This window comes from Methylomonas subterranea, from assembly GCF_024505185.1.
GTDB classification, from domain to species: Bacteria; Pseudomonadota; Gammaproteobacteria; order Methylococcales; family Methylomonadaceae; genus Methylomonas; species Methylomonas subterranea.
Window position 1 is genome coordinate 57,205 of the sequence record NZ_JANIBJ010000002.1, and the last position, 21,966, is coordinate 79,170.

A 21,966-nucleotide genomic window follows, 5' to 3' on the forward strand; every position below is an offset into this window, starting at 1 on the left:
GATTCAATGGGGTGGAATGTAAAGATGAGAGTTTGGTTAAAACTCCGCAAGGCCGAGCAAAAAAAGCTATGTTAAGGACTCATTACACTGTTTTATGTTGAGTCATGGCTTTATCCGTTAAATTCGAACATTACGCCGCCACGGCGGCCGTGTCGCCGCATGGCTGTTGGGCGGCTTTATTTTTATTGGTCTTAAGCGGCTGCCAGTCCTGGACATTTACCAGGGATTCGGAGTTGTTGGTATCCAGCGGCAAGGCCGAAACTGTTGAAACTCATGCCTTTGCACTCGCGGAAGGACAGGGCATGGTGGGGACGCTGGCTGCCGTGGACAGTCAAAGAGACGATACCTTGTCGGACTTGGCGCGCCATTTTGGCTTGGGGTTCACCGACATCACCATTGCCAACCCCGGCCTGGAACCGTGGGCGTTGGCGGACAATCAGCCGGTGTTGTTGCCCGTGCAATTTATTTTGCCCGAAGCGCCGCGCAAGGGCGTGGTATTGAATCTGGCCAATATGCGCATGTTTTACTATCCACGAGATCAACGGGTGCTGACTTTTCCGGTGGGCATCGGTCGTGACGGCTGGAATACGCCGCTGGGTCTGACCAAGATAGTCGCCAAAAAAGCCAACCCGGCCTGGACCGTGCCGCAGTCTATTCATCGCGAACATCGCTTATTGGGCGACCCCTTGCCCAAGGTTATTCCTTCCGGGCCGGATAATCCGCTGGGAAATTACGCCATGCCGCTGGGTTTTACCGGTTACCTGATTCATGGTACCAACAAACCTTATGGCATAGGCATGCAGGTGAGTCATGGTTGTGTGCAATTGTATCCTGAAGATGTGGAAGTCCTGTTCGGGCAGGTCAGTGTCGGGACGCCGGTCAGGATAGTGCATCAGCCTTATCTGGCGGCTTGGGATCGCGATATGCTGTATCTCGAAGCGCATGGCCCCTTGGAAAAATGGCGCGGGCAGGATAAAAAATTACAAGCCGATGCGCGGGCCAGGTTAAAAAAACTGGCCGAGGAAAAAAATGCCGTGGTGGATTGGGTGCGCGTGGATGCGGTTTTGAATCGGGCGGATGGCATTCCGACGCCGGTCTTGCTGGATGGGCCGGATTTGGTAGCCTTGGCGGCCGATGCCTTGAAAGTTCGGCGTCCGGAGCGCTTGTACGGTCAGCCGGAGGTCGGTGAGCTGACGGACGGCGATTGGTCCGTCGTCATCGGCAGTCTGGAGGGTGAAATGGATGCGCAAAAACTGGCGGCGATGCTGAATCATCTAGGGCCGCAAATTCCCGCCCGCAAGGTTGAGAAAGACGGAGTATTTCAGGTGGTTGCCGGTCCATTCAAGAGCGCCAAGGAAACCAGGATCATGGCCAAGCGTATAAAAAGCAGTTTCGATCTGGAGGCAACGCCGATCAAGCCCCTGGCAAATCGGTAGCGATGGTCGAAAAAAAGGCCGACACCCGTGTGGTATCGGCCTTTTTAAAAGCGAAGCGGCTTTGATTCAAGCCATGTCGCGCAATCTGCTGTTCAGCCTGCTTTTGCTGCGAGCGGCTTTATTTTTATGAATAATGCCCTTGTTGACGGCGGAATCAATAACCGGTACAGCGGATTTGAAAGCTGCCTGCGCTTGTTCTTTATCGCCGGCTCTAACGGCGGCGATTACTTTTTTAATAAAGGTGCGCAGGTTGCTGCGTTGTCCGGCATTGCGAATACGGCTGTTCTCTGCCTGACGCGCTCTTTTTTTAGCTTGGGGTGAATTAGCCATAAAGTATCAGTTCATTCGAGTTAATTGAAAACGGTGCATTATCTTTTTGGATGCTATGATTGTCAACCTTTTAATGCGTTCAATCCGGATTTGTCAGGGAAGAGGCCTACATTGACCAAACAGCTTTATAAATCCACCGCCATCGTCAGTGGCATGACCTTGATTTCGCGCGTGATGGGCTTTATACGCGACATGTTGATTGCCAACATCTTCGGAGTCAGTCCGGCGACAGACGCCTTTTTCGTGGCGTTCAAAATTCCCAATTTCTTGCGGCGCTTGTTTGCCGAGGGGGCCTTTGCCCATGCCTTTGTGCCTGTGTTGTCGGATTATAAGCAAAATGCGGCGCCGGCGGAGCTTAAATCGTTTATCGATAAGACGGCGGGTACCTTAACGGTCTTGCTGATGGTGTTGACACTGGTGGGCGTGCTGGCAACTCCCTTGTTGATCGTTTTTTTTGCGCCGGGTTTTCTGTGGCAAGGCAGTCATTACGAGTTGGCTGTCAGCCTGTTGCGGATTACCTTTCCTTATTTGTTGTTCATTTCGCTGACCGCCTTTGCCGGCTCGATTTTGAATGCGCACGGCCGCTTTGCGGTGCCGGCCATTACGCCGGTGTTTTTGAACATCTGCATGATCATGGCCGCGCTATGGCTGGCGCCATTGTTCGATGAGCCGGTTCTGGCTCTGGCCTGGGGTGTGTTTGCGGCGGGCGTGATACAGATGCTGTTTCAATGGCCGGCATTGGCGCGCCTGGGCTTGTTGCCGCGTTTAGCTTGGGGATGGCGCGACTCGGGGGTCAGGCGGGTGCTGAGGCTGATGTTGCCGGCGATTTTTGGCGTATCGGTGGTGCAGGTCAATTTGTTGTTCGATACCTTGGTGGCATCGTTTCTGGCCGCCGGCAGCGTGTCCTGGCTGTATTATTCCGACCGCTTGGTCGAGTTCCCCTTGGGTATTTTAGGAGTGGCGGTTTCCAGCGTGATACTGCCCAGTTTGTCCAACAGTCACGCCGAGCAGGATAGCTTCGCCTTCTCCAGGTCGCTGGATTGGGGCTTGAAGCTGGTGATGCTGATAGGTTTGCCGGCCACATTGGGCTTGGTATTGTTGGCCCGGCCCTTATTGGCTACCTTGTTTCAATACAATGAATTTGGAGCCGATGATGTGGCGATGACCAGCAGTAGTCTGATGGCGTTTGCATTGGGCTTGTTGGCATTTATTCTGATCAAGGTTTTGGTGCCCGGCTTTACCGCGCGGCAGGATGCGAAAACGCCGGTACGCTTCGGTCTATATTCAATCGTCGGCAACGTGCTGTTGAATTTGGTATTGGTATGGCCGCTGGCGCATGCCGGCGTGGCATTGGCTACCACGCTTTCGGCTTACCTGAATGCGGGTTTGCTGTTGATGGCCTTGTTGAAGCAGAAGATTTACCGACCCGGCCGGGGCTGGTTGCTGTTCATGGGGCGGGTAATTTTCGGTTGCCTGCTGATGGTCGGTTTCTTAATCCGCGCCGCCGAAGGTCAGACTTGGTTGGATTGGGGCGTTTCGCAACGCAGCGGGCATTTGCTTTTCGAAGTCATGGCGGCCATGTTGGTTTACGCCGCCGGATTGGTGTTGGTCGGGATGCGCCCGCGCCATTTGCACGAACATTCTGCGGACTCTTGAGATTTGTTAAAGTGGCGCCATACTCATGTAGAATGCACGACATTCAATCTTCGATTATTTGGATAGACGACAAACTTAAGCTATGAAAACAAGAACAATCGGTTTTATTGGCGGCGGGAACATGGCCACCAGCTTGATGAGCGGATTAATCGCCAGCGGACATTCGCCGCAACAAATTTGGGTGTCGGATACCACGCCCGCCATCTTGCAAGCTCATCGCGACAATCTCAATGTTAATGTATCCCCCGATAATTTAAAGATCGTTCAGGAAGCGGAAGTGGTGGTATTGGCGGTCAAGCCGCAAGTCTTGCGGGAAGTCAGTTTGCAGATAGCCCCGGCGATCAAACAGAAAGAGGCGTTGGTGGTGTCCATAGCCGCCGGAATTTCGCAAACCAGTTTGGCCTTGTGGCTGGGAGGCAATACCGCCATCGTGCGCTGCATGCCCAATACCCCCGCATTGGTGTTGACCGGCGCGACGGCGCTGCATGCCAACCCGAATGTCAATGATGAACAGAAGGATTTGGCGGAAAATATATTACGGGCGGTCGGTATTTCGCTATGGGTGGACGATGAAGGCGAGTTGGACGCCGTGACGGCGGTATCGGGCAGCGGACCGGCTTATTTTTTTCTGATGATGGAGGCGATGGAGCAGGCGGCGGTCGACATGGGGTTGACTGAACATACGGCCCGCTTGTTGGTTCAACAGACCGCGCTGGGCGCGGCTAAAATTGCATTGGAGTCGGCCGAATCGCCCACGCAACTGCGCGAGAGAGTGACCTCGCCGGGCGGTACCACCCAAAAAGCCATCGAAACCTTTCAGCAAAACGGATTTGCCGAGCTGGTGTCGAAAGCCTTGTCGGCCGCGAGAGAGCGCTCCATTGAAATGTCCAAACAACTGGGAGCCGATTAATGGGTTCTAACTATATGACCGACCCGGTGGTGTTTTTAATCGACACCTTCTTCTCATTGTATATTCTGGCGGTAATGCTGCGGTTTTTACTGCAGTGGACCCAGGCGGATTTTTATAATCCCGTTTCGCAGTTTCTGGTCAAAATCACCCATCCCGCCCTCAAAATAATGCGGCGCTTTATTCCCGCCATGGGCAGAATCGATACCTCGTCGCTGGTTTTGGCGCTGGTGTTGCAAATTGTGGCCAACTTCGCCATCTTGGCCGTCAAGGGCGTTACCATAGGCATCGCGGCACTTCTCGTGTTGTCGTTTACCGATTTGCTGAAAATGGTGTTGGATATTTTCGTCTATGCCATTTTTGCCGGCGCTATTCTGAGTTGGTTCGCGGCCGGCAGTTACAGCGGGGCTTCGTCGTTGCTCTATAGCCTGACCGATCCTATGTTGACGGTTTGCCGTCGCTTCACCCCGGATCTGGGCAATATGGATTTGTCGCCGCTGGTGGCTCTGGTATTGTTGCAGCTGGCGAAAATGATGCTGTTACCGCCGCTGCACGAATTGGCCGCCTTGTTGAGCTGAGTGACATCCGTGATGCGTCCCCGCTCCTTCTCTCTGATATCGAGCCTGATGGCGGCTTTGCTGATCGGCCAGGCGCCGGATGTCTGCGCAAAAAAAATGTACCGCTGGGTCGATGAAAACGGCAGGGTGTTTTTTTCCGATGTGGTGCCGCCCGACCAGGTTCAGCACAAACGGGAAACCATGGATAAAAACACCCGGGTATTGGATGTGGTGGAAAAAGCCAAAACAGCGGAAGAATTGGCGCAGCAAAAACGCCTGGAAGCTCTGCGTAAAGAGCAGGAGAAAATCATTGCCAAGCAGGCCGCCGCCGATAAGGTGTTGCTGTCGACCTACCGCAGCTCGGCGGATCTGAATAAGGCCATGGAAAACAAGCTGGCGCTGTTGGACGGCGAGAAACGAGCGATAGAGGGCAACCGGCAACGTTTGGAGCAGCAATTGTTGCAACAGCAGCGGCAAGCCGCCAATCTGGAACGCAATGCGCAAAAGGTGCCGGAAAAACTGCTGAATGAAATCGTTTCAACCCGCCAGCAGATCGAGCAAAATGTCCAGGAAATGGCGCGGCATGAGGCGGTGCGCCAACGGGTGGAAAAGGAGTACAGGGCGGATATCGCGCGCTATGAGTTTTTGACCCAGTCTTATAATGCAAAGCGGGAAGGATCGGCGCCGCAGGCCACGGATAATTCCGTCAACGAGTTGGGGCTGTTTACCTGTGCCGATAGCGGCCAATGCGATACCGCCTGGAAAATTGCCGGCGAGTTTGTCTATAAGTACGCCACCACCGGTCGCGACGTGGAAAACGAAAAACTGGTCATGACGGCCGCGCCCTTCAATGACGACGATTTGAGTTTGTCCGTCTCCAGATTGAATACGGACGGTGTTCAGCAGATTTTTCTGGACATACGCTGCAAGGAATCCAATATGGGCAGGGAATTGTGCGGCAGCGAAAAAGCCCAAGCCATACGCCGGGGCTTTGCTGCCTACATTCAGCTGCAGCTATCGACGCAGCAATAGTGTACCGATACCCTGGTCGGTAAACAGTTCCAGCAACACCGAGTGTTCGATGCGGCCGTCGATGATGTGCACGCTGTTGACGCCGCCCTTCAAGGCGTCCGTGGCGCAACGGGTCTTGGGAATCATGCCGCCCGAGATGGTGCCGTCGGCGATCAGTTCGTCGATACGGGTCAAGGTCAGGCCTGTCAGCAGTTTGCCTTCCTTGTCCAGAATGCCGGGAATGTTGGTCAACAGCATCAGTTTTTCGGCTTTCAATACCTCCGCCACTTTACCCGCCACCAAATCTGCATTGATGTTGTAGGAGTGGCCGTCCTTGCCGACACCGATCGGCGCTATTACCGGAATAAAGTCGCTGTTGCCCAGCATTTCCACCACCGCCGGGTCTATGCTGCCGACTTCGCCGACATGGCCCAGGTCGATGATTTCCGGGGTGTCCTCCAGATTGGCGCCGGCCTTGGTCATGTTGATCTTGCGGGCATGGATGAAATTGCCGTCCTTGCCGGTCAAACCGACCGCCTTGCCGCCCTGCATGTTGATCATGTTGACGATTTCCTTGTTGACCAAGCCGCCCAGCACCATTTCCACCACGTCCATGGTCTCGCTGTCGGTGACGCGCATGCCGTCGATAAATTCCGAGGTTTTACCCAACCGTTTCAATAAATCGCCGATTTGCGGGCCGCCGCCGTGCACCACGATGGGGTTGATACCGACCAGTTTCATCATGACGATGTCGCGGGCAAAGCCCTGTTTAAGTTTCTCATCTATCATGGCGTTGCCGCCGTACTTGATGACCACCGTTTTTCCCTTGAATTTTTGAATATAAGGCAGGGCCTCGATCAGAACGTGGGCAATCTGGTGCGCGGTTTTTTCTTTCATCATGGTAAAGGATTAAAAGGGAAGGGAAAGTTCGGGATTGATTTGCAGCATCAAACTTTTGAATTGTTGCTGGATGCGGGTCAGGGCCTCGCGGTTATTGGCTTCAAAGCGTAACAACAGCTCATCCGAGTCATTCGAGGCTCTGACCAGTCCCCAGCCGTCCGGAAATTCGACGCGCATGCCGTCGACCTTGACGATGTCGCCATCGGCAAATTTGGCTAGGCTGAACAATTGTTCCATAAAACGGGAGCATTCGGCCGCCGCGAGCGGGACTCGCAATTCCGGCGTATCGGCGCTTTCCGGTAGATCGTCGAATAAATCGCGGCTGGCACGCATGTCGGCGGACAGAAGTTCCACCATGCGTGCCGCTGCATACAAGGCGTCGCTAAAACCGAACCAGCGATCGTTGAACAGGAAGTGGCCGCTTATGTCGCCGGCCAGCGCGGCGCCGGTTTCTCGCAGACGTGCTTGTAGGGCCGTGTTGCCGCTTTTGCATAAAACCGGAAACCCGCCGCGCTTTTTTATTTTTCCCGGCAAATGCTGGGAGCAGGCGGCATCGTAAATGATTTCGGAGCCGGGCTTGGCGGCTAAAACGTCACGGGCGAACAGCATCATCAAACGGTCCGGCCAAACAATCCGCCCGCTGGAGTCGACCAAACCCATGCGTTCGCCATCGCCGTCAAAAGCGATGCCGACATCGGCGTTATTCAGTTTTACCGCCTTGATCAAGGCATCCAGATTGGCCGGCTGGCCGGGGTCGGGTTGATGGTTGGGAAATCGGCCGTCGATGTCGCAATACAGTTCGACCACGTCGCAGCCCATGGTTTTCAGCAAGGTCGGGCCAAGTATGCCGGTGGCGCCGTTGCCGCAGTCGAGCACTACCGTCATGGGGCGCACAAGGTGCGTATCGTCGGAAATGATGCCGATATATTCGTTGCTGAACAGGTTATTGCGGTCCACGGAACCCGTCGGGTCGTGAATGAAATCTTGTCGCTCGACGCGGGATTTGAGGGCCTGAATTCGGTCGCCGGACAGCGGTTCACCGTTCAATACCATTTTGAGGCCGTTCTGCTCGGCGGGGTGGTGGCCGCCCGTAACCATGATGCCGGCGCGGCCCTCGCTATGATGACTGACGAAATACAATACCGGCGTCGGTACCAGTCCGATATCCAGTACATCGCAACCTGCCGAGACGATACCCTTGATCAGCGCTTCGCTTAAAGCCGGGCTGGACGTGCGTCCGTCTCTGCCGACCACTATGGTCTTGATGTTGAGTTGTCCGGCTTCGCTGGCAAAGGCTCGGCCGATATCGGCCATGATGTCTTCATTCAGGGATTTGCCCACCGCGCCCCTGATATCAGCGTTGCCGAATAAGCGGCTTGAAGCGGCTTGAGCGGTATTGGCCGGCGGGCTTGGCGGTGCGGTCGAGACGGGCGGCGGTGAGGAAACCGACGGCATGTCCCAAGCTTCCATGCCGGAGACAGTGTCCATGGCAAGATTGTTTGCCTCTGCATCCAGTAGTGTAGTTTCGCTCTCGGGGCTGTATTGCGGAACCTTTTCGAAATCCGGCATGGCGACGGGTATCGCCGACGTGCTGACGGGAATGGCTTGCTGGTATTCCGGCGCAATTACCGGCGCGGTATCTTCCAGAAAATCAATATCGAACGACTCCTCGAAAAAGTCGTTAGCCTTGGTTCCGCTTCTTTCCGATAACGCCGAATCCGGTTGATCCATCACGCGCTTGAATTGCACCATCGCGGCGATGATGGGTTGCATTTCCTCTAGCTGCATCGGATAACTGCCCATGGGTTTACCCTGCAACATGTCCTTGGCGGCCTTTAAAATGCCGCTTTGATCCCGCCGGAAAAATTCCGCAAGTTTGCGATAACCGATAAAAAACGCCAGACAGGCCAGCAGGGCGGGTATGCCGATTAGGCCGGTCAAGATACCCATTTCCATCAAACTGGTTTCGGTGCCGGCCCAGGCCTCTAGTTGCCAGCGGCTGTTGCCGATTGCGATAGCGATGGGGTCGTCGTCTTTGTCGGCGCCGCGGCCCAGTGAAGCCAACACCAGCCTATCCTGTTTTAACTCGATCAGGCCGTTGTCGAAGGGGATTTTGGCTAGCGATTGCGGAAACAAGTCCGGCTTCAAGCTGGCCAACACCACGCCCACGATTTGCTGGTCGTTTTTGACGGCGCTGGTGATGGCCAGATGCCGGTGTTCGGCGTCGCCCTGTATGACCGGTTGCGGCTGTTCGCTCAAGGTGGAGCGCACCATTTCCAGATCGCCGAAACCCATGTGGGGCGTCTGCGATTGGTCCGGATCGTTGATATTGGGTAGCAGCAGGCGCAGGCGCAGGTTGTAGGGGATAACTGACTGAAATTTTGCCGCGGTGGCCAGGATAATTTCCGGATTTCCCGAGCTCAGGGCCGCTATCACATCGGGGTTTTGCGCCACGCCGTCCACGCTGGTCTGCAGCGTATTCAATTGCATGCCCAAACTGGCGGCCAGACTTTTTGCCACCGAGGCGGCGGCTTCGGTTTTGGCGGTTTTGGCGTCAGCGCTTGCGAACCAGTAGCTCCCGCTGCCGGCAATTAACACCATTAAGGCCGATATCGCGGCAATGATGCTGAAAATACGTCCCATGCCTATGACTCCGGTAATGGCTTAATGGCGGCCGCTGTGGCCGAAGCCGCCGCTGCCGCGCGGTGATTGATCAAATTCGGCCACGCATTCGAATTCGGCTTGCACCACCGGCACGAATACCATTTGCGCGATACGTTCGCCGATTTCAATGGTAAAGGCGCTGTTGCCGCGGTTCCAGCAAGACACGAAGACTTGGCCTTGATAATCCGAATCGATCAGTCCGACCAGATTGCCCAGCACGATACCATGTTTGTGTCCCAGCCCCGAGCGGGGCAGTATTACGGCGGCCAGATGCGGGTCCTGGATGTGTATGGCCATGCCGGTCGGAATCAGCAGGGTCTCTCCGGGTTGCAAGGTCGCGGCCTGTTCCAGACAGGCCCGTAAATCCAGTCCCGCCGAACCGTGCGTGGCGTACTCCGGCAGGGCGATCTGATGGCCTAGCCGCGGATCAAGGATTTTGAGCTGGATTTTTTTCATGGAATTTCTCGGTGATGAGGTTCAGCAACTGATGCGCCAAATGGTTTTTTTCGGTCATTGCAAAATGTTGGCCGCCGCCCGGCCAAAACACTTGTAAGGCGTTACGTTCGCTGTCGAAGCCGCCTTCGTCTTGCCCCACCAGGTTGGCGGCAATCATATCCAGATTTTTGTCGCGCAGTTTTTGGCTGGCGTAATTTTCCAAATCGTCGGTTTCGGCGGCAAAGCCGACTACGAACGGCTTAGCGGACAAACCGGCCACGCTGGCGATGATGTCCGGATTTTGGCTCAGTTCGATCACGCTGTCCGCCATATGCTTTTTAATTTTATGCTCTTGCATCCGGGCCGGGCGGTAGTCGGCCACCGCCGCCGCGCCGATGTATATGTCGCACCGAGTTGCGTGATTCATCACTGCGGCGAACATTTGTTGCGCGGTTTCCACGCTGATCACATCGATATCGTCGGGCGGCGGCAGGTTGACTGGACCGCTGACCAGCGTGACGTCGGCTCCGGCCTGTCGGGCCGCTTTCGCGATGGAATAGCCCATTTTGCCGGAGCTGCGGTTGCTGATGTAACGCACCGGATCCAGTGGTTCGCGGGTTGGGCCGGCGCTGATCAGTAATTTGATGCCCCGCATGCTTTTGGGCTGGGCATGCTTGAAAAGCTCCGCGCATATTTGACCGGGTTCCTTCATGCGTCCCGGGCCTTGCTCTCCGCAGGCCTGGCTGCCGCTGTCCGGGCCGATAAAGTTTACCCCGTGCCGCCGCAGGGACGTTATATTGTCCTGAGTGACTCGCTTGTGCCACATGGCTTGGTTCATGGCCGGCGCCGCATAGACCGGACAATCGCAAGCCAAGTACAATGTCGAGAGTAAGTCGTCGGCCAAGCCGTGGGCCATTTTCGCCAAGGTATTGGCGCTGGCGGGAGCAATCAAAAACAAATCCGCCCAGCGGGCCAGATGGATGTGATCCATGGCCTGTTCCAGCGAGGCATCGAAAAGCTCGCAGTGCACGGGGTTGCCGCTCAAGGCCTGAAAAGTCAGGGGAGTCACGAATTGCCGGGCCGATTCCGTCATTACCACCCGGACCTGACAATTGTGTTTGCGCAGCAGGCGCACCAGTTCCGCGGATTTGTAGGCGGCAATGCCGCCGCAAACGCCTAATAAAATTCTCTTGTTGATGACGGCATCCCGTGTTGGTCAATGGGGGGGAATTATGGCAAACTCGGCCCGATTCTTCTATGCTTAAAAGCGGTTTAACGCGCGGAGATGCCCTATGAGCATCAAGGATTGGCCGGCCGATGAGCGGCCGCGAGAAAAATTATTGCAGCGCGGCGCCTCCGCCTTGACCGACGCGGAGTTGTTGGCGATTTTTTTGCGGGTTGGCACCCAAGGCAAGACTGCCGTGGACATGGCGCGGGAATTGTTGAGTGAATTCGGTTCCTTGCAAGCGCTTTTGGCCGCTGAACATGAACGTTTTTGTCGAAGCCATGGCTTGGGCGATGCCAAATACGCCCAATTGCAGGCGGTCATGGAAATGGCCCGTCGCCACTTCGCCGAAAGTCTGCAACGCGGTAATGCCCTGACCAGTCCGGAGATTACCCGCGCCTATCTGAGCGCGCAGTTGCGCGGATACAGTTACGAGGTGTTTGCCTGCCTTTTTTTGGATAACCAGCATCGGGTGATTCAATGGGAGGAATTGTTTCGCGGCACCATAGACGGTGCCAGCGTGTACCCGAGGGAGGTCGCCAAGCGGGCTCTGTTTCACCATGCCGCCGCCGTGATTTTCGCTCATAACCATCCCTCGGGAGTCAACGAACCGAGCCAAGCCGACCGGCAAATCACCGACAAGCTCAAGCAGGCTCTGGCGCTGTTCGATATTCGGGTGTTGGACCATTTCATCGTCGGCGACGGTCAGCCCTATTCGTTCGCGGAGCACGGCTTGATTTGAGTGTTTAATTCTACTATGTCACATTAAAAACCGCCGTCATGCCCGCCTGGATTCTGGCAATCCCTGCCGGAATGACAAATTCCTTTAAGAATCTGACAAACTAGAATTAACCTTGCCGGTAAATGCCCCTTCCGGTCATCATCTCGGCCTAAACATCAAATCGCCGACAGCGAAGCGGATTTGGCGATGGTCGGCAACGCCATGGGAAAGCTGGCGGTTTTCAATCGGAATAGCCGGCCGGATCTGATCGGAATACGCCCGGGAAGCAGCAGACTTGGTCGCGGCCGTTGTTTTTGGCGGTATAAAGCGCTTCGTCGGCATTTTTCAACAAGGTTTCGATATCGCAAGCCGCGTCGGTCAGGGTGGCAATGCCCATCGAGATGGTGACGTGAAAGCGCTCCGCGCTTTCGGCTTGCATTTCCGTGCCGGCAATGGCCAGTCTCAAGCGTTCGGCGGCGTCCCAGGCCGCTTTTGCGCCGGTTTCGGGCAGCATGACGGCAAATTCCTCGCCGCCCAGGCGGCCGGCGATATCGACGTCGCGCAGGGTTTGCCGCACGGTTGCCGCCAGTTTGTGCAACACATTGTCGCCGGTCTTGTGGCCGTATCGGTCGTTGACGGCCTTGAAATGATCGATATCGAACATGATCAGCGATACGCTGGTCCGATAACGTTGGGCGCGGGCCACTTCCGTCGTGGCCAATTCGATAAAGCGGCGCCGATTGGCCAGTTCGGTGAGGAAATCGGTATGTGCCTGATGTTCCAGTTCGGCGTCGGCCAAATGGCGCTCTATGGCAATACTGGCCAGATTGGCGGCATGGCCGATGAGTTCCAGGGCCGCCGCGTTAGGTTCGCTGGGTTGGCGGTGGTAAATGGCGAATGTGCCGAGCAGGCGGCCCTTGGATGACAAGATGGGCTCGGACCAGCACGACGCTAGTCCGGCGCTGGCGGCCAAGTCCTTGAATGCGGCCCAATGGGGATGCCGCTGGATATCGGCGACTATGACGCGTTGCCGGGTATGCGCGGCGGTACCGCAGGAGCCCACGCCGTAACCGATCTCCACCCCGTCTATGGCTTGGTTGTAGAAATCCGGCAGATTCGGCGCGGCACCGTTCCTTAAATGCCTCCCGTCGCCGTCGAGCAGCAGGATGGAGCAAAGCATGCGTTGGTCTTCGGCTTGCACGTTCAACACGATGGAGTGCAGAATTTGCCGTAGCGGGGCGGCCTTGGCAATGAGTTCCAAGGTCGCGTTGCGCGCCCGGTCGCGCCGTTCGGCCAGCCAACGGCCGGTAATGTCGCTGAAATTGACCAGCCGGTAGTCGTCTACCCAGGACAGAGTGATGATGACATAGCGGGTGTCGCCGTTTTTGCACCGGATGGGCGCTTCCAGAATGGGCGGGCGCCTTTCTCCGCTTTTGGCCGCGATGGCCTCGCGCGCCCAGGCCCGCACTACCTTGTCGCGAAAGTCTTTGTCGGGGTAGGCCAGTCGGTACCAGTCCTCGACGGTTGCGAGGTCCTCCATGTCGTAACCGAACAGTTCAATGAACTTCCTGTTGATGTAGGTGATTTTACCGTCTACATCGGACATGCCGATGCCGGTTGGAGAGGAATCCAGCAGGGTTTGCAATTGTTTTTGACTGTCGCGCAAGGCGCGTTCGGTGCGCCGGCGTTCGGCAACCTCGCGGGTCAACAGCTGGTTTTTCGCCGCAAGTTCCTCGGTGCGCTGTTCGATTGCCTGCTCCAGTCCCTGGTTCAGGACGGCCAGACGCTGTTCCGCGTCGCGTTGGCGCAAACGGTCGAGGCCGGCTTCGGCGAGCATCTGCGCCAATTCGACATAGAATGCCATGATGGGTTCGATGCGTTCCCTGGGTATGACGGGCACCTTGCGGATTGCCGCCAGATAGGACTCCTTCTCGAAGCCGCATTCGCGGGCCTGCTTACGGAAATAATCCAGGTCCGGTGCTTCGTGCAGGATTTGGCCGAAATACAGGGTTGCCAGCTGCTTTCCTTCGATAACGATGGGAGTGGCGTAATCGACCAGGCCGTTTTTACAGGTGGAGCCGACAAAGGATGCCTGATGCAGATGCTCGGACAGGTAGCAGTTGCTTTCCAGGCAGCGGGTGTTGGAAAGCGGGTGCTGGCGGTGAAAGTCGGTGCAGGCTTCCTGCCAGCCGATGGCGCTGATGACCTTGTTTTCGTGATCGACCAAGCCGTGCAAAATCCCGGTCGCTTGATAAAACGACGCCAGCATGCGGTGGAATTTGTCGATGTCGACCAAGTCGGTGAAGCGGTAGTCCATCCGGGGCTCGTTAATGACATGAGTGCCTGTCGACATTAGCACACCTTCGGGCATAAACAAATCTAAGGCAGTGCAATAGCGGATCTGGATAGAAAACTATTTGCGTTGTGTTGTGGATTGGCGGCATCCGCCCGCTTTGAGGTGGCTTCGGGCCGGGTGGAAAGCCGACCCGACCATGGCTTACATCAACGGCAGGATTTGCTGGAGAATTTTGCCGTTGGTGGCCAAAATCTGTTTCGGGAACACCCCGGGGTTACCCTTGAAATCCGTCAGAGTGCCGCCGGCTTCGAGCGCAATCAATGAGCCGGCCGCCACATCGTATAAATTCAATTCCTGTTCCCAAAATGCATCGACCTGCCCGTCGGCGACGGTGCATAAATCCAGGGCGGCCGATCCCAGGCGGCGTTGGCCGGTGGTGGCTTGGGCAATGCGGCCGAAGCGGGCCAGATTGTTGTCTTCCAGATACTGGCGCAGGCAGGCGAAGCCGGTCGATACCATGGCTGAAGCCAGATTGGTTTCGTCGGATACCCGGATGGGCTTGCCGTTTTTAAAGGCGCCCTTGCCTTTTTCGGCGCAGTAATAATCGTCCAGGGCCGGGCCGTATACGGCGCCCATGATCAGCTCGCCGTCGATTTCCAGCGCCACGCTGATGCCCCAGAAATATTGGCCCTTGGAAAAGGAGTGGGTGCCGTCTATCGGATCGACGATCCAGCGGCTGGTCTGATTGGCGGTTTTACCGCTTTCTTCGCCCCAAAAACCGTATTCCGGGCATTGTTCGTGCAGGGCCTGCTTAAGGTGATTTTCCACCGCCACGTCGGCGTCGGTGACCAAGTCGCGGGCGCTTTTTTTGTTGATGGCCAGTTGGTCCAGGGCGTTGAAGTAGCTCATCGCCACGCCGCCGGCGGCGCGAACGATAGTTTCCAGAGAGTCGAGGGTAATAGGCATGCTGTTTCCGGGTGATGAGAGATGCGGAGCGGCGAGTGCCGCCCCGCGTGACAAAACCCTATTTTAACCCGGCAGCCTCGGGATTACAGATTGTGATAGCCGGTTTCTTCGTGCAGGACGATGTCCAGGCCCTGTACTTCTTCGTCTTCGCTGACGCGCAGGCCCAGCATGATGTCGATGAACTTCAGGATCAGATAACTGAAGGCGCCGCTCCAGACCAAGGTTACCACGACCGCCAGGGCTTGAACCCCGACTTGCTCGGCCATGCCGACCTCGCCTAGGCCCAGGCCGCCGAAACTTTCCGCCGCAAATACGCCGGTCAAGATCGAGCCGACGCAACCGCCGACGCCGTGTACCGGAAATACGTCCAGCGAATCGTCTATTTTCAAGCCGCGCTTGATGTATTGAGTGGCGTAAAAGCATACGGCGCCCGCTACCACGCCGATGAGCAAGCCGCCGATGGGGCCGACAAAACCGGATGCGGGGGTAATGGTTCCCAGACCGGCCACCATGCCGGTGACGATGCCCAGCACGCTGGGCTTGCCGAAGCGCAACCATTCTATGCTCATCCAGGTTAAGGATCCGGCCGCCGCCGCAATATGGGTAACGGCAATTGCCATGCCGGCGCTGCCGTCGGCGGTCAGCGCGCTGCCGCCGTTAAAGCCGAACCAGCCGAACCACAACATGCCGGCGCCGGTGACGACCATGGTCATGTTGTGCGGCGGCATCGCCACGGTGGGAAAGCCACGTCTGGGGCCCAGCACCAAGGCGGCGACCAGGGCGGCGATGCCGGCGTTGATATGAATCACGATGCCGCCGGCAAAGTCTTTTACACCCATGTCGGCCAACCAGCCGCCGCCCCAGACCCAATGGCAAATCGGCATATACACCACGATCAGCCACAGCGCGCTGAACCACAGCATGGCGGAAAACTTCATGCGTTCTGCAAATCCGCCTACAATCAGGGCCGGAGTAATGATGGCGAAGGTCATCTGAAACATGAAGTAAACGGTTTCGGGAATGTCGCCTATCAGATTGGCGGTGCCCATGTCGGGCAAAAATATTTTGGAACCGCCGCCTAAAAATTTTTGCCAATCCCCGCCGTCGGCGAAGATAAAGCTGTAGACCCCGGCCAGCCACATCAGCGATACCAGACAGGTAATCGCGAAGCACTGCATCAATACCGACAGCACGTTTTTGCTGCGGACCAGGCCGCCGTAAAAAAGCGACAGGCCGGGTATGGTCATGAAGAGTACCAACGCTGTGGAGGTTAAAACCCAGGCGGTGTTGGCTTGGTTGATTTCCGCGGCCGATGCGAGTTGCGGCAACAATAATAAGCTGGTAAGTGCAATAAATTTATGAGTTGTCATTGTTATAGTCTTCTTATTATCCGCCTTCTAAATAAGGCCAAGCCATATACGACAAGATCGGCTCTATCCACGGTTGTGCGGATAGAGCCGATCTTGGGAAAGGCCTGAGCTTATCCGGGCGGATTTATATGGCATCCTCGCCGGTTTCCCCGGTTCTGATGCGTATGATTTGCTCCAGAGAGGTGACGAATATTTTGCCGTCTCCGATTTTGCCGGTGTTGGCCGCTTTGACGATGGCATCGATGGCCTGATCGACAATGGTGTCCGCAACGGCAATTTCGAGTTTTACCTTGGGTAAAAAATCCACCACGTACTCCGCGCCCCTGTACAGTTCCGTGTGGCCCTTTTGTCTGCCGAAACCTTTTACTTCCGTAGCCGTCACGCCGGACACACCAATTTCAGACAATGCCTCTCTAACGTCGTCTAATTTGAATGGTTTGATGATTGCTGTAATTAATTTCATGGTGTTCTCAGTTAAGTGATTAAAAATCAAGCCTGCCGACAATCATAATTAATTAGCGCGCAACATACAATTTACAACGCGTGCCGGAACCGCGTTAGCTACAAATGCAAAAAGCGGGCGTCCGAAGACACCCGCTTGTTAAGGCCGATCGAGCGTGGTTAACCTTTGCTGGTATCGGTAAATTCCGGATACGCTTCCATGCCGCATTCGGAATAATCCACGCCATGGTATTCGTCTTCCTCGCTGACGCGGATGCCGATGGCCAGTTTGATGACGTACCAAGTCAACAAACTGGTTACGAATACAAAACCGAAGATCGTTACGATGCCGATCAACTGCGCGGACAATTTGGCTTCCGGATTGGTGATGCAGACGGCCAGCAAGCCCCAGACTCCCACCACGCCATGTACGGACAAGGCACCGACCGGGTCGTCCAGTTTGAATTTATCCATGCCGATAATAGCGAATACCACCAATACGCCGCCGACGGCGCCGATCAATGTGGCTGCCAGCGGGCTCGGTGTCAGCGGTTCAGCGGTAATCGCAACCAGACCGGCCAAGGCGCCGTTTAAAACCATGGATAAATCAGCCTTGCCGAATTTCAATTGTGAAACCAACAGGGCGGCAATCAGACCACCGGCCGCGGCGGCATTGGTGTTCACAAACACCATGGCGACAGAGTTGGCTTCGCCGACATTGGAAACCTTGAGTTCCGAGCCGCCGTTAAAACCGAACCAGCCCATCCACAGAATGAAAGTGCCCAGGGTGGCCAAGGGCAGGTTGCAGCCGGGAATCGGATAGACTTCGCCGTTCGGGCCGAATTTGCCTTTACGCGCGCCCAGCAACAATACGCCCGCCATGGCGGCTGTCGCGCCGCACAGGTGTACTACGCCGGATCCGGCGAAATCCAGAAAGCCCAGGGCATCCAAAAAGCCCTTGCCCCATTTCCAGTAGCCTTGAATCGGATAAATAAAGCCGGTCATGACTACCGCAAACAGTAAAAAAGCCCATAATTTCATGCGCTCGGCGACCGCGCCGGAAACAATGGACATCGATGTGGCGACAAACACCACCTGGAAGAAAAAGTCCGACAGGCCGGAGTAATAGGTCTCGCCGTTGCTGGCCAAGACTTCTTCCAGGGTATGTTCGGGACCGATCAGGAAGTTTATGCCCGGCCATACGCTGTTGACGGCCTCGCTGGGGTACATGATGCCGTAGCCGCACAACAGATACATGGTGCAGGCGATGGCAAACAAAGCAATATTTTTGGTTAAAATTTCGGTGGTGTTTTTAGCCCGGACCAGACCCGCTTCCAGCATTGCAAAACCGGCGCCCATCCACATAACCAATGCGCCGCAGATCAAGAAATAAAAAGTATCCAGCGCATAACTCAGTTCAACAACTTTATTTAAGTTTTCCACTTGTTTCTCCTGCTTATGATTAAAGCGCTTCTTCGCCGGACTCGCCGGTTCTGATTCGAACGACCTGCTCGAGATTGGTCACAAAAATTTTGCCGTCGCCGATTTTGCCGGTATTGGCAACCCGGACTATCGATTCGACGGCCTGTTCGACCAAACTGTCCGCCACGGCGACTTCAATTTTGGCCTTGGGCAGAAAGTCAACGACATATTCAGCGCCGCGGTACAGTTCCGTATGGCCTTTTTGGCGGCCGAAACCTTTCACTTCGGTGACAGTGACCCCGGACACGCCGATGTCGGACAGCGCTTCCCGCACATCGTCCAGTTTGAATGGTTTAACTACGGCAGTTATTAGTTTCATAAAAGAGCACCCCATTTGTTCATGACTAAATTCTCCCTAAGGATTTGTGATTGACATCGTTGAGGGAAAAAGCAGGTAGCGTGCCAAATTGTAAGGGCATGAATTTAAAGGCGACTACAATAAATTAGCAGCTTTGGTGCGTTTTTGCGCACCAAAGTAGAGCGTTTTGCTTTATTTTGGGTCGGTCTATCACGCTGGCGAGACTTTTGAGCCGATGCGAAGGGCGGGTAGTGACAAATCGGCTTGCATAACTTGTTGCTTCGCAACAAAATATCGTCTTTCAGCAACAAATGTGGTGCGGTTTGCGCACTTTTTTGGTGCATAACAGGCTGATTCTTGTGCGATTGATTACGTATCTAATTGAAATTATTGATTAAAATAAGTGGCATGTTAAGTGCATTGTAGTTCTTGAATGTTTACTGGAGAAAAAAATATGAAAAAAATCATACCCTCATTAATCACAAGCGGCTTAGCGTTGGCGGCGGCAAGTGCCCAGGCTGACGATGCCGGCATGATCGAGTCCTTAAGTGGTTATAACGTCAATGAAAGTGCTTTTACCAAAAGCACGGGTATCAATATTGGCGGTTGGGCAAGCGGCGGTATTACTTATGCCTCGCACAATTCGTTCACAAATTCGAACGCCCCGATCAGCTTCAACGATCGAATCAACGAATTTCAGTTGAATCAACTCAACTTGTTCATTGAAAAAGCCGTAAACAAGGGCGACAAATGGGATTTCGGCGGACGGGTTGACTTTATGTTCGGTACCGATTCCCGGAAAACTCAAGCGACCGGTTGGGATGACAGAATGATTCCCAGAAATAACGGCCTTTCTCCAGGCGAGGGCGAGCGTTTTTACGATGTGGCGTTTCCGCAAGCTTATGCCGAAATCTACGCGCCGTTCGGCAATGGTATTACCGCCAAAATCGGTCATTTTTATACCCTGATTGGTTATGAGGTGGTTACCTCGCCGGACAATTTCTTTTATTCGCATGCTTACACCATGTTGTATGGCGAACCATTCACCCACACGGGTGCTTTGTTGAGTTATGACATCAATGACAATATCAGCGTTACCGCCGGAGCGGTCATGGGTTGGGACAACTTCCGCGCAAATCCGGGCGCATGGAATTTTCTGGGTAGCGCAAGCTACACCACCGACGACGACAATACCTCGTTGACGGTCGCCATGATCAGCGGTGACAAGGTGGAGAACGAAGCCAGAAACACCAGCATGTACAGCGTGGTTCTGCAGCACAATTTCACCGAAAACCTGCATTACGTGCTGCAACACGATTTCGGGGTTGAACAAAGACATCCCGGTGTGGGCAGAGATGCGGATTGGTATGGAATCAACCAGTATTTGACTTATGACATTAACGATAAATTATCAGCGGGCTTACGCGGTGAATGGTTTCGTGATGGCATGGGTGTCAGAACCGGCATATTGGATAGTGCCACACAGACCACCTTTGTTGGCGGCAATTATTATGCCGTGACCGCTGGGCTGAATTACAAGCCTATGTCTTGGCTGAAATTAAGGCCGGAAGTTCGCTACGACTGGTTCGATGCTAACGGTAACGCGCAAGCATTCGACGCCGGCACCGAAAACGATCAAATCGCCGTATCCATGGATATGATCGTGGCATTCTGATTCAAAGCAAAAAACATCAGGAATAGCCATGGCGAGGGTTGGCGGATTAGCCGCCTGTTGCTGTGGCTCTTTGTAAAAATTGATGATATTGTTACCGCCGAATTACACCCACCAACTATAACAATTATCCTGTAGGAGACCTTGGCCGATGTCAGTAGATAACGTACTAAAAATGATCCAGGAAAACGACATTAAGTTTGTCGATTTTCGTTTTTGCGATACCCGCGGTAAAGAGCAGCATGTTACTTTTCCCGCGCACACCATCGATGAAGATACCTTCGAAGAAGGCAACATGTTCGACGGTTCGTCCGTTGCCGGCTGGAAGCACATCAACGAATCCGACATGATTCTGATGCCCGATCCCAGCACCGCCAAAATCGACCCATTCTTCGATGACAAAACGCTGATTTTGCGTTGCGACATCATCGAGCCTAAAGACATGCAAGGCTACGGCCGTGACCCGCGCTCCATCGCCAAGCGCGCCGAAGCTTACATGCAATCCACAGGCATTGCCGATACCGCATTCTTCGGCCCCGAAAACGAATTTTTCATTTTCGACGACGTGCGCTGGTCCGCTGAAATGGGCGGCTGCTCATACAAAATCGACTCCGAGGAAGCCGGCTGGAACTCCGAAAAAGTTTACGAAAACGGCAACATCGGTCACCGTCCCGGTATCAAGGGCGGTTACTTCCCCGTGCCACCCGTCGACTCATTCCAGGACATGCGTTCCGCCATGTGCCTGGTATTGGAGGAAATGGGCCAAACCATCGAAGTACACCACCACGAAGTGGCCACTGCGGGTCAATGCGAAATCGGTTCCAAATTCAACACCTTGGTTAAAAAAGCCGACGAAGTGTTGGAGCTGAAATACGTCATCGCCAACATCGCTCATGCTTACGGCAAAACCGCTACCTTTATGCCGAAGCCGCTGGTCGGCGACAACGGCAGCGGCATGCACGTGCATCAGTCCTTGGCTAAAGGCGGTGTCAATCTGTTTACCGGCGACTTGTACGGCGGCCTGTCCGAAACCGCCCTGTACTACATCGGCGGCATCATTAAACACGCCAAAGCTCTGAATGCCTTGACCAATGCTTCCACCAACAGCTACAAGCGTCTGGTTCCAGGTTTCGAAGCGCCCGTGATGTTGGCTTACTCCGCGCGTAACCGCTCCGCATCCATCCGTATTCCTTACGTCACCAACCCTAAAGGTCGCCGTATCGAAGTTCGTTTCCCGGATTCAACCGCCAACCCATATCTGGCGTTCTCCGCCATGCTGATGGCGGGTCTGGATGGCATTCAAAACAAAATCCATCCCGGCGAAGCCATGGACAAGGATTTGTACGACCTGCCGCCGGAAGAAGAAAAAGCTATTCCGCAAGTGGCGTTTTCTTTGGACTCCGCTTTGGAAGCCCTGGATAAGGATCGCGAGTTCCTGACCCGCGGTGGTGTATTCACCGATGACGCCATCGACGGTTATATCGCTCTGAAACAACAGGATGTCACTCGTCTGCGCATGAGCACTCATCCCGTCGAGTTCGATATGTACTACAGCCTGTAACGGTTTTAACGGGCCCTAGCCGGCCAACCGTTCCGACA

General features: G+C 54.9%; 19 protein-coding genes. 8 read left to right on the forward strand and 11 right to left on the reverse strand.

Going from position 1 to position 21,966, the window contains the following annotated elements; translation table 11 throughout:
- Nucleotides 1-104 precede the first annotated feature (104 nt).
- Nucleotides 105-1,436 (forward strand): L,D-transpeptidase family protein, encoded by a 1,332-nt coding sequence (locus tag NP590_RS01465; RefSeq protein WP_256600376.1) that lies wholly within the window; start codon nt 105-107, stop codon nt 1,434-1,436.
- A 66-nt stretch (nt 1,437-1,502) separates the two neighbouring features.
- On the opposite strand, the gene rpsT is transcribed toward NP590_RS01465, so the two are convergent.
- Nucleotides 1,503-1,766: a 30S ribosomal protein S20 gene (rpsT, locus tag NP590_RS01470; RefSeq protein WP_256600377.1), complete on the reverse strand. Its 264-nt coding sequence runs from the start codon at nt 1,764-1,766 to the stop codon at nt 1,503-1,505.
- Nucleotides 1,767-1,877: 111 nt separating this feature from the next.
- On the opposite strand from rpsT, the gene murJ reads away from it, so the two are divergent.
- The 4 genes from murJ (at nt 1,878) to NP590_RS01490 (ending at nt 5,918) form a co-directional block, all read left to right on the forward strand.
- The gene (gene murJ, locus NP590_RS01475) at nt 1,878-3,422 is read left to right on the forward strand and encodes a murein biosynthesis integral membrane protein MurJ (RefSeq protein WP_256600378.1); all 1,545 of its coding nucleotides are present in this window, start codon (nt 1,878-1,880) and stop codon (nt 3,420-3,422) included.
- An 82-nt stretch (nt 3,423-3,504) separates the two neighbouring features.
- Nucleotides 3,505-4,332, forward strand: coding sequence for a pyrroline-5-carboxylate reductase (proC, locus tag NP590_RS01480; RefSeq protein ID WP_256600379.1), 828 nt, complete (start codon nt 3,505-3,507; stop codon nt 4,330-4,332).
- Entirely contained in the window at nt 4,332-4,907 is a 576-nt protein-coding gene (locus NP590_RS01485) for a YggT family protein (protein WP_256600380.1), read from the forward strand. Before proC ends, NP590_RS01485 begins: the two co-directional genes overlap by 1 nt.
- 12 nt (nt 4,908-4,919) lie before the next feature.
- Nucleotides 4,920-5,918 carry a DUF4124 domain-containing protein gene (locus NP590_RS01490; RefSeq protein ID WP_256600508.1) on the forward strand — a complete coding sequence of 333 codons (999 nt, stop codon included), beginning with the start codon at nt 4,920-4,922 and terminating at the stop codon, nt 5,916-5,918.
- Here NP590_RS01490 and argB read toward each other — a convergent pair.
- Genes argB through coaBC form a run of 4 tightly spaced genes read right to left on the reverse strand, consistent with a single transcriptional unit; the run spans nt 5,901 to nt 11,094 of the window.
- On the reverse strand, nt 5,901-6,794 hold the full coding sequence (gene argB, locus NP590_RS01495; RefSeq protein ID WP_256600509.1) for an acetylglutamate kinase: 894 nt from the start codon (nt 6,792-6,794) through the stop codon (nt 5,901-5,903). The two genes, NP590_RS01490 and argB, sit on opposite strands and share 18 nt — an antisense overlap.
- Before the next feature lie 12 nt (nt 6,795-6,806).
- Nucleotides 6,807-9,440: a phosphomannomutase/phosphoglucomutase gene (locus tag NP590_RS01500; RefSeq protein ID WP_256600381.1), complete on the reverse strand. Its 2,634-nt coding sequence runs from the start codon at nt 9,438-9,440 to the stop codon at nt 6,807-6,809.
- A gap of 21 nt (nt 9,441-9,461) precedes the next feature.
- Complete coding sequence (gene dut, locus NP590_RS01505; RefSeq protein ID WP_256600382.1) at nt 9,462-9,917, reverse strand: dUTP diphosphatase; 456 nt, start codon at nt 9,915-9,917, stop codon at nt 9,462-9,464.
- Nucleotides 9,889-11,094 (reverse strand): bifunctional phosphopantothenoylcysteine decarboxylase/phosphopantothenate--cysteine ligase CoaBC, encoded by a 1,206-nt coding sequence (gene coaBC / locus NP590_RS01510; RefSeq protein WP_256600513.1) that lies wholly within the window; start codon nt 11,092-11,094, stop codon nt 9,889-9,891. Before coaBC ends, dut begins: the two co-directional genes overlap by 29 nt.
- Nucleotides 11,095-11,188: 94 nt before the next feature.
- On the opposite strand from coaBC, the gene radC reads away from it, so the two are divergent.
- Nucleotides 11,189-11,863 (forward strand): RadC family protein, encoded by a 675-nt coding sequence (gene radC / locus NP590_RS01515; protein ID WP_256600383.1) that lies wholly within the window; start codon nt 11,189-11,191, stop codon nt 11,861-11,863.
- A gap of 220 nt (nt 11,864-12,083) precedes the next feature.
- On the opposite strand, the gene NP590_RS01520 is transcribed toward radC, so the two are convergent.
- From NP590_RS01520 to NP590_RS01545, 6 genes are all read right to left on the reverse strand, one after another.
- The gene (locus NP590_RS01520; RefSeq protein ID WP_256600384.1) at nt 12,084-14,195 is read right to left on the reverse strand and encodes a diguanylate cyclase; all 2,112 of its coding nucleotides are present in this window, start codon (nt 14,193-14,195) and stop codon (nt 12,084-12,086) included.
- Nucleotides 14,196-14,339: 144 nt separating this feature from the next.
- The gene (locus NP590_RS01525; RefSeq protein WP_256600385.1) at nt 14,340-15,104 is read right to left on the reverse strand and encodes an inositol monophosphatase family protein; all 765 of its coding nucleotides are present in this window, start codon (nt 15,102-15,104) and stop codon (nt 14,340-14,342) included.
- Nucleotides 15,105-15,187: 83 nt separating this feature from the next.
- On the reverse strand, nt 15,188-16,474 hold the full coding sequence (locus NP590_RS01530; RefSeq protein WP_256600386.1) for an ammonium transporter: 1,287 nt from the start codon (nt 16,472-16,474) through the stop codon (nt 15,188-15,190).
- A gap of 124 nt (nt 16,475-16,598) precedes the next feature.
- Entirely contained in the window at nt 16,599-16,937 is a 339-nt protein-coding gene (gene glnK / locus NP590_RS01535) for a P-II family nitrogen regulator (RefSeq protein WP_256600387.1), read from the reverse strand.
- A 158-nt stretch (nt 16,938-17,095) separates the two neighbouring features.
- Nucleotides 17,096-18,358 (reverse strand): ammonium transporter AmtB, encoded by a 1,263-nt coding sequence (gene amtB, locus NP590_RS01540; protein ID WP_256600388.1) that lies wholly within the window; start codon nt 18,356-18,358, stop codon nt 17,096-17,098.
- 19 nt (nt 18,359-18,377) lie between these two features.
- A complete protein-coding gene (locus NP590_RS01545) occupies nt 18,378-18,716 on the reverse strand; it encodes a P-II family nitrogen regulator (RefSeq protein ID WP_013819546.1) in 339 nt (112 codons plus the stop codon).
- Nucleotides 18,717-19,149: 433 nt separating this feature from the next.
- Here NP590_RS01545 and NP590_RS01550 point away from each other — a divergent pair, with 433 nt between their 5' ends.
- Nucleotides 19,150-20,370, forward strand: coding sequence for a porin (locus NP590_RS01550; protein ID WP_256600389.1), 1,221 nt, complete (start codon nt 19,150-19,152; stop codon nt 20,368-20,370).
- A gap of 148 nt (nt 20,371-20,518) precedes the next feature.
- The gene (gene glnA / locus NP590_RS01555) at nt 20,519-21,928 is read left to right on the forward strand and encodes a glutamate--ammonia ligase (protein ID WP_256600390.1); all 1,410 of its coding nucleotides are present in this window, start codon (nt 20,519-20,521) and stop codon (nt 21,926-21,928) included.
- Nucleotides 21,929-21,966 lie beyond the last annotated feature (38 nt).

Coding starts and splice junctions, on each gene's coding strand:
- NP590_RS01465 (WP_256600376.1), top strand. CDS start 105: ATGGCTTTATCCGTTAAATTCGAACATTACGCCGCCACGGCGGCCGTG.
- rpsT (WP_256600377.1), bottom strand. CDS start 1,766: ATGGCTAATTCACCCCAAGCTAAAAAAAGAGCGCGTCAGGCAGAGAAC.
- proC (WP_256600379.1), top strand. CDS start 3,505: ATGAAAACAAGAACAATCGGTTTTATTGGCGGCGGGAACATGGCCACC.
- NP590_RS01485 (WP_256600380.1), top strand. CDS start 4,332: ATGGGTTCTAACTATATGACCGACCCGGTGGTGTTTTTAATCGACACC.
- NP590_RS01490 (WP_256600508.1), top strand. CDS start 4,920: ATGCGTCCCCGCTCCTTCTCTCTGATATCGAGCCTGATGGCGGCTTTG.
- argB (WP_256600509.1), bottom strand. CDS start 6,794: ATGAAAGAAAAAACCGCGCACCAGATTGCCCACGTTCTGATCGAGGCC.
- NP590_RS01500 (WP_256600381.1), bottom strand. CDS start 9,440: ATGGGACGTATTTTCAGCATCATTGCCGCGATATCGGCCTTAATGGTG.
- dut (WP_256600382.1), bottom strand. CDS start 9,917: ATGAAAAAAATCCAGCTCAAAATCCTTGATCCGCGGCTAGGCCATCAG.
- radC (WP_256600383.1), top strand. CDS start 11,189: ATGAGCATCAAGGATTGGCCGGCCGATGAGCGGCCGCGAGAAAAATTA.
- NP590_RS01520 (WP_256600384.1), bottom strand. CDS start 14,195: ATGTCGACAGGCACTCATGTCATTAACGAGCCCCGGATGGACTACCGC.
- NP590_RS01525 (WP_256600385.1), bottom strand. CDS start 15,104: ATGCCTATTACCCTCGACTCTCTGGAAACTATCGTTCGCGCCGCCGGC.
- NP590_RS01530 (WP_256600386.1), bottom strand. CDS start 16,474: ATGACAACTCATAAATTTATTGCACTTACCAGCTTATTATTGTTGCCG.
- glnK (WP_256600387.1), bottom strand. CDS start 16,937: ATGAAATTAATTACAGCAATCATCAAACCATTCAAATTAGACGACGTT.
- NP590_RS01545 (WP_013819546.1), bottom strand. CDS start 18,716: ATGAAACTAATAACTGCCGTAGTTAAACCATTCAAACTGGACGATGTG.
- NP590_RS01550 (WP_256600389.1), top strand. CDS start 19,150: ATGAAAAAAATCATACCCTCATTAATCACAAGCGGCTTAGCGTTGGCG.
- glnA (WP_256600390.1), top strand. CDS start 20,519: ATGTCAGTAGATAACGTACTAAAAATGATCCAGGAAAACGACATTAAG.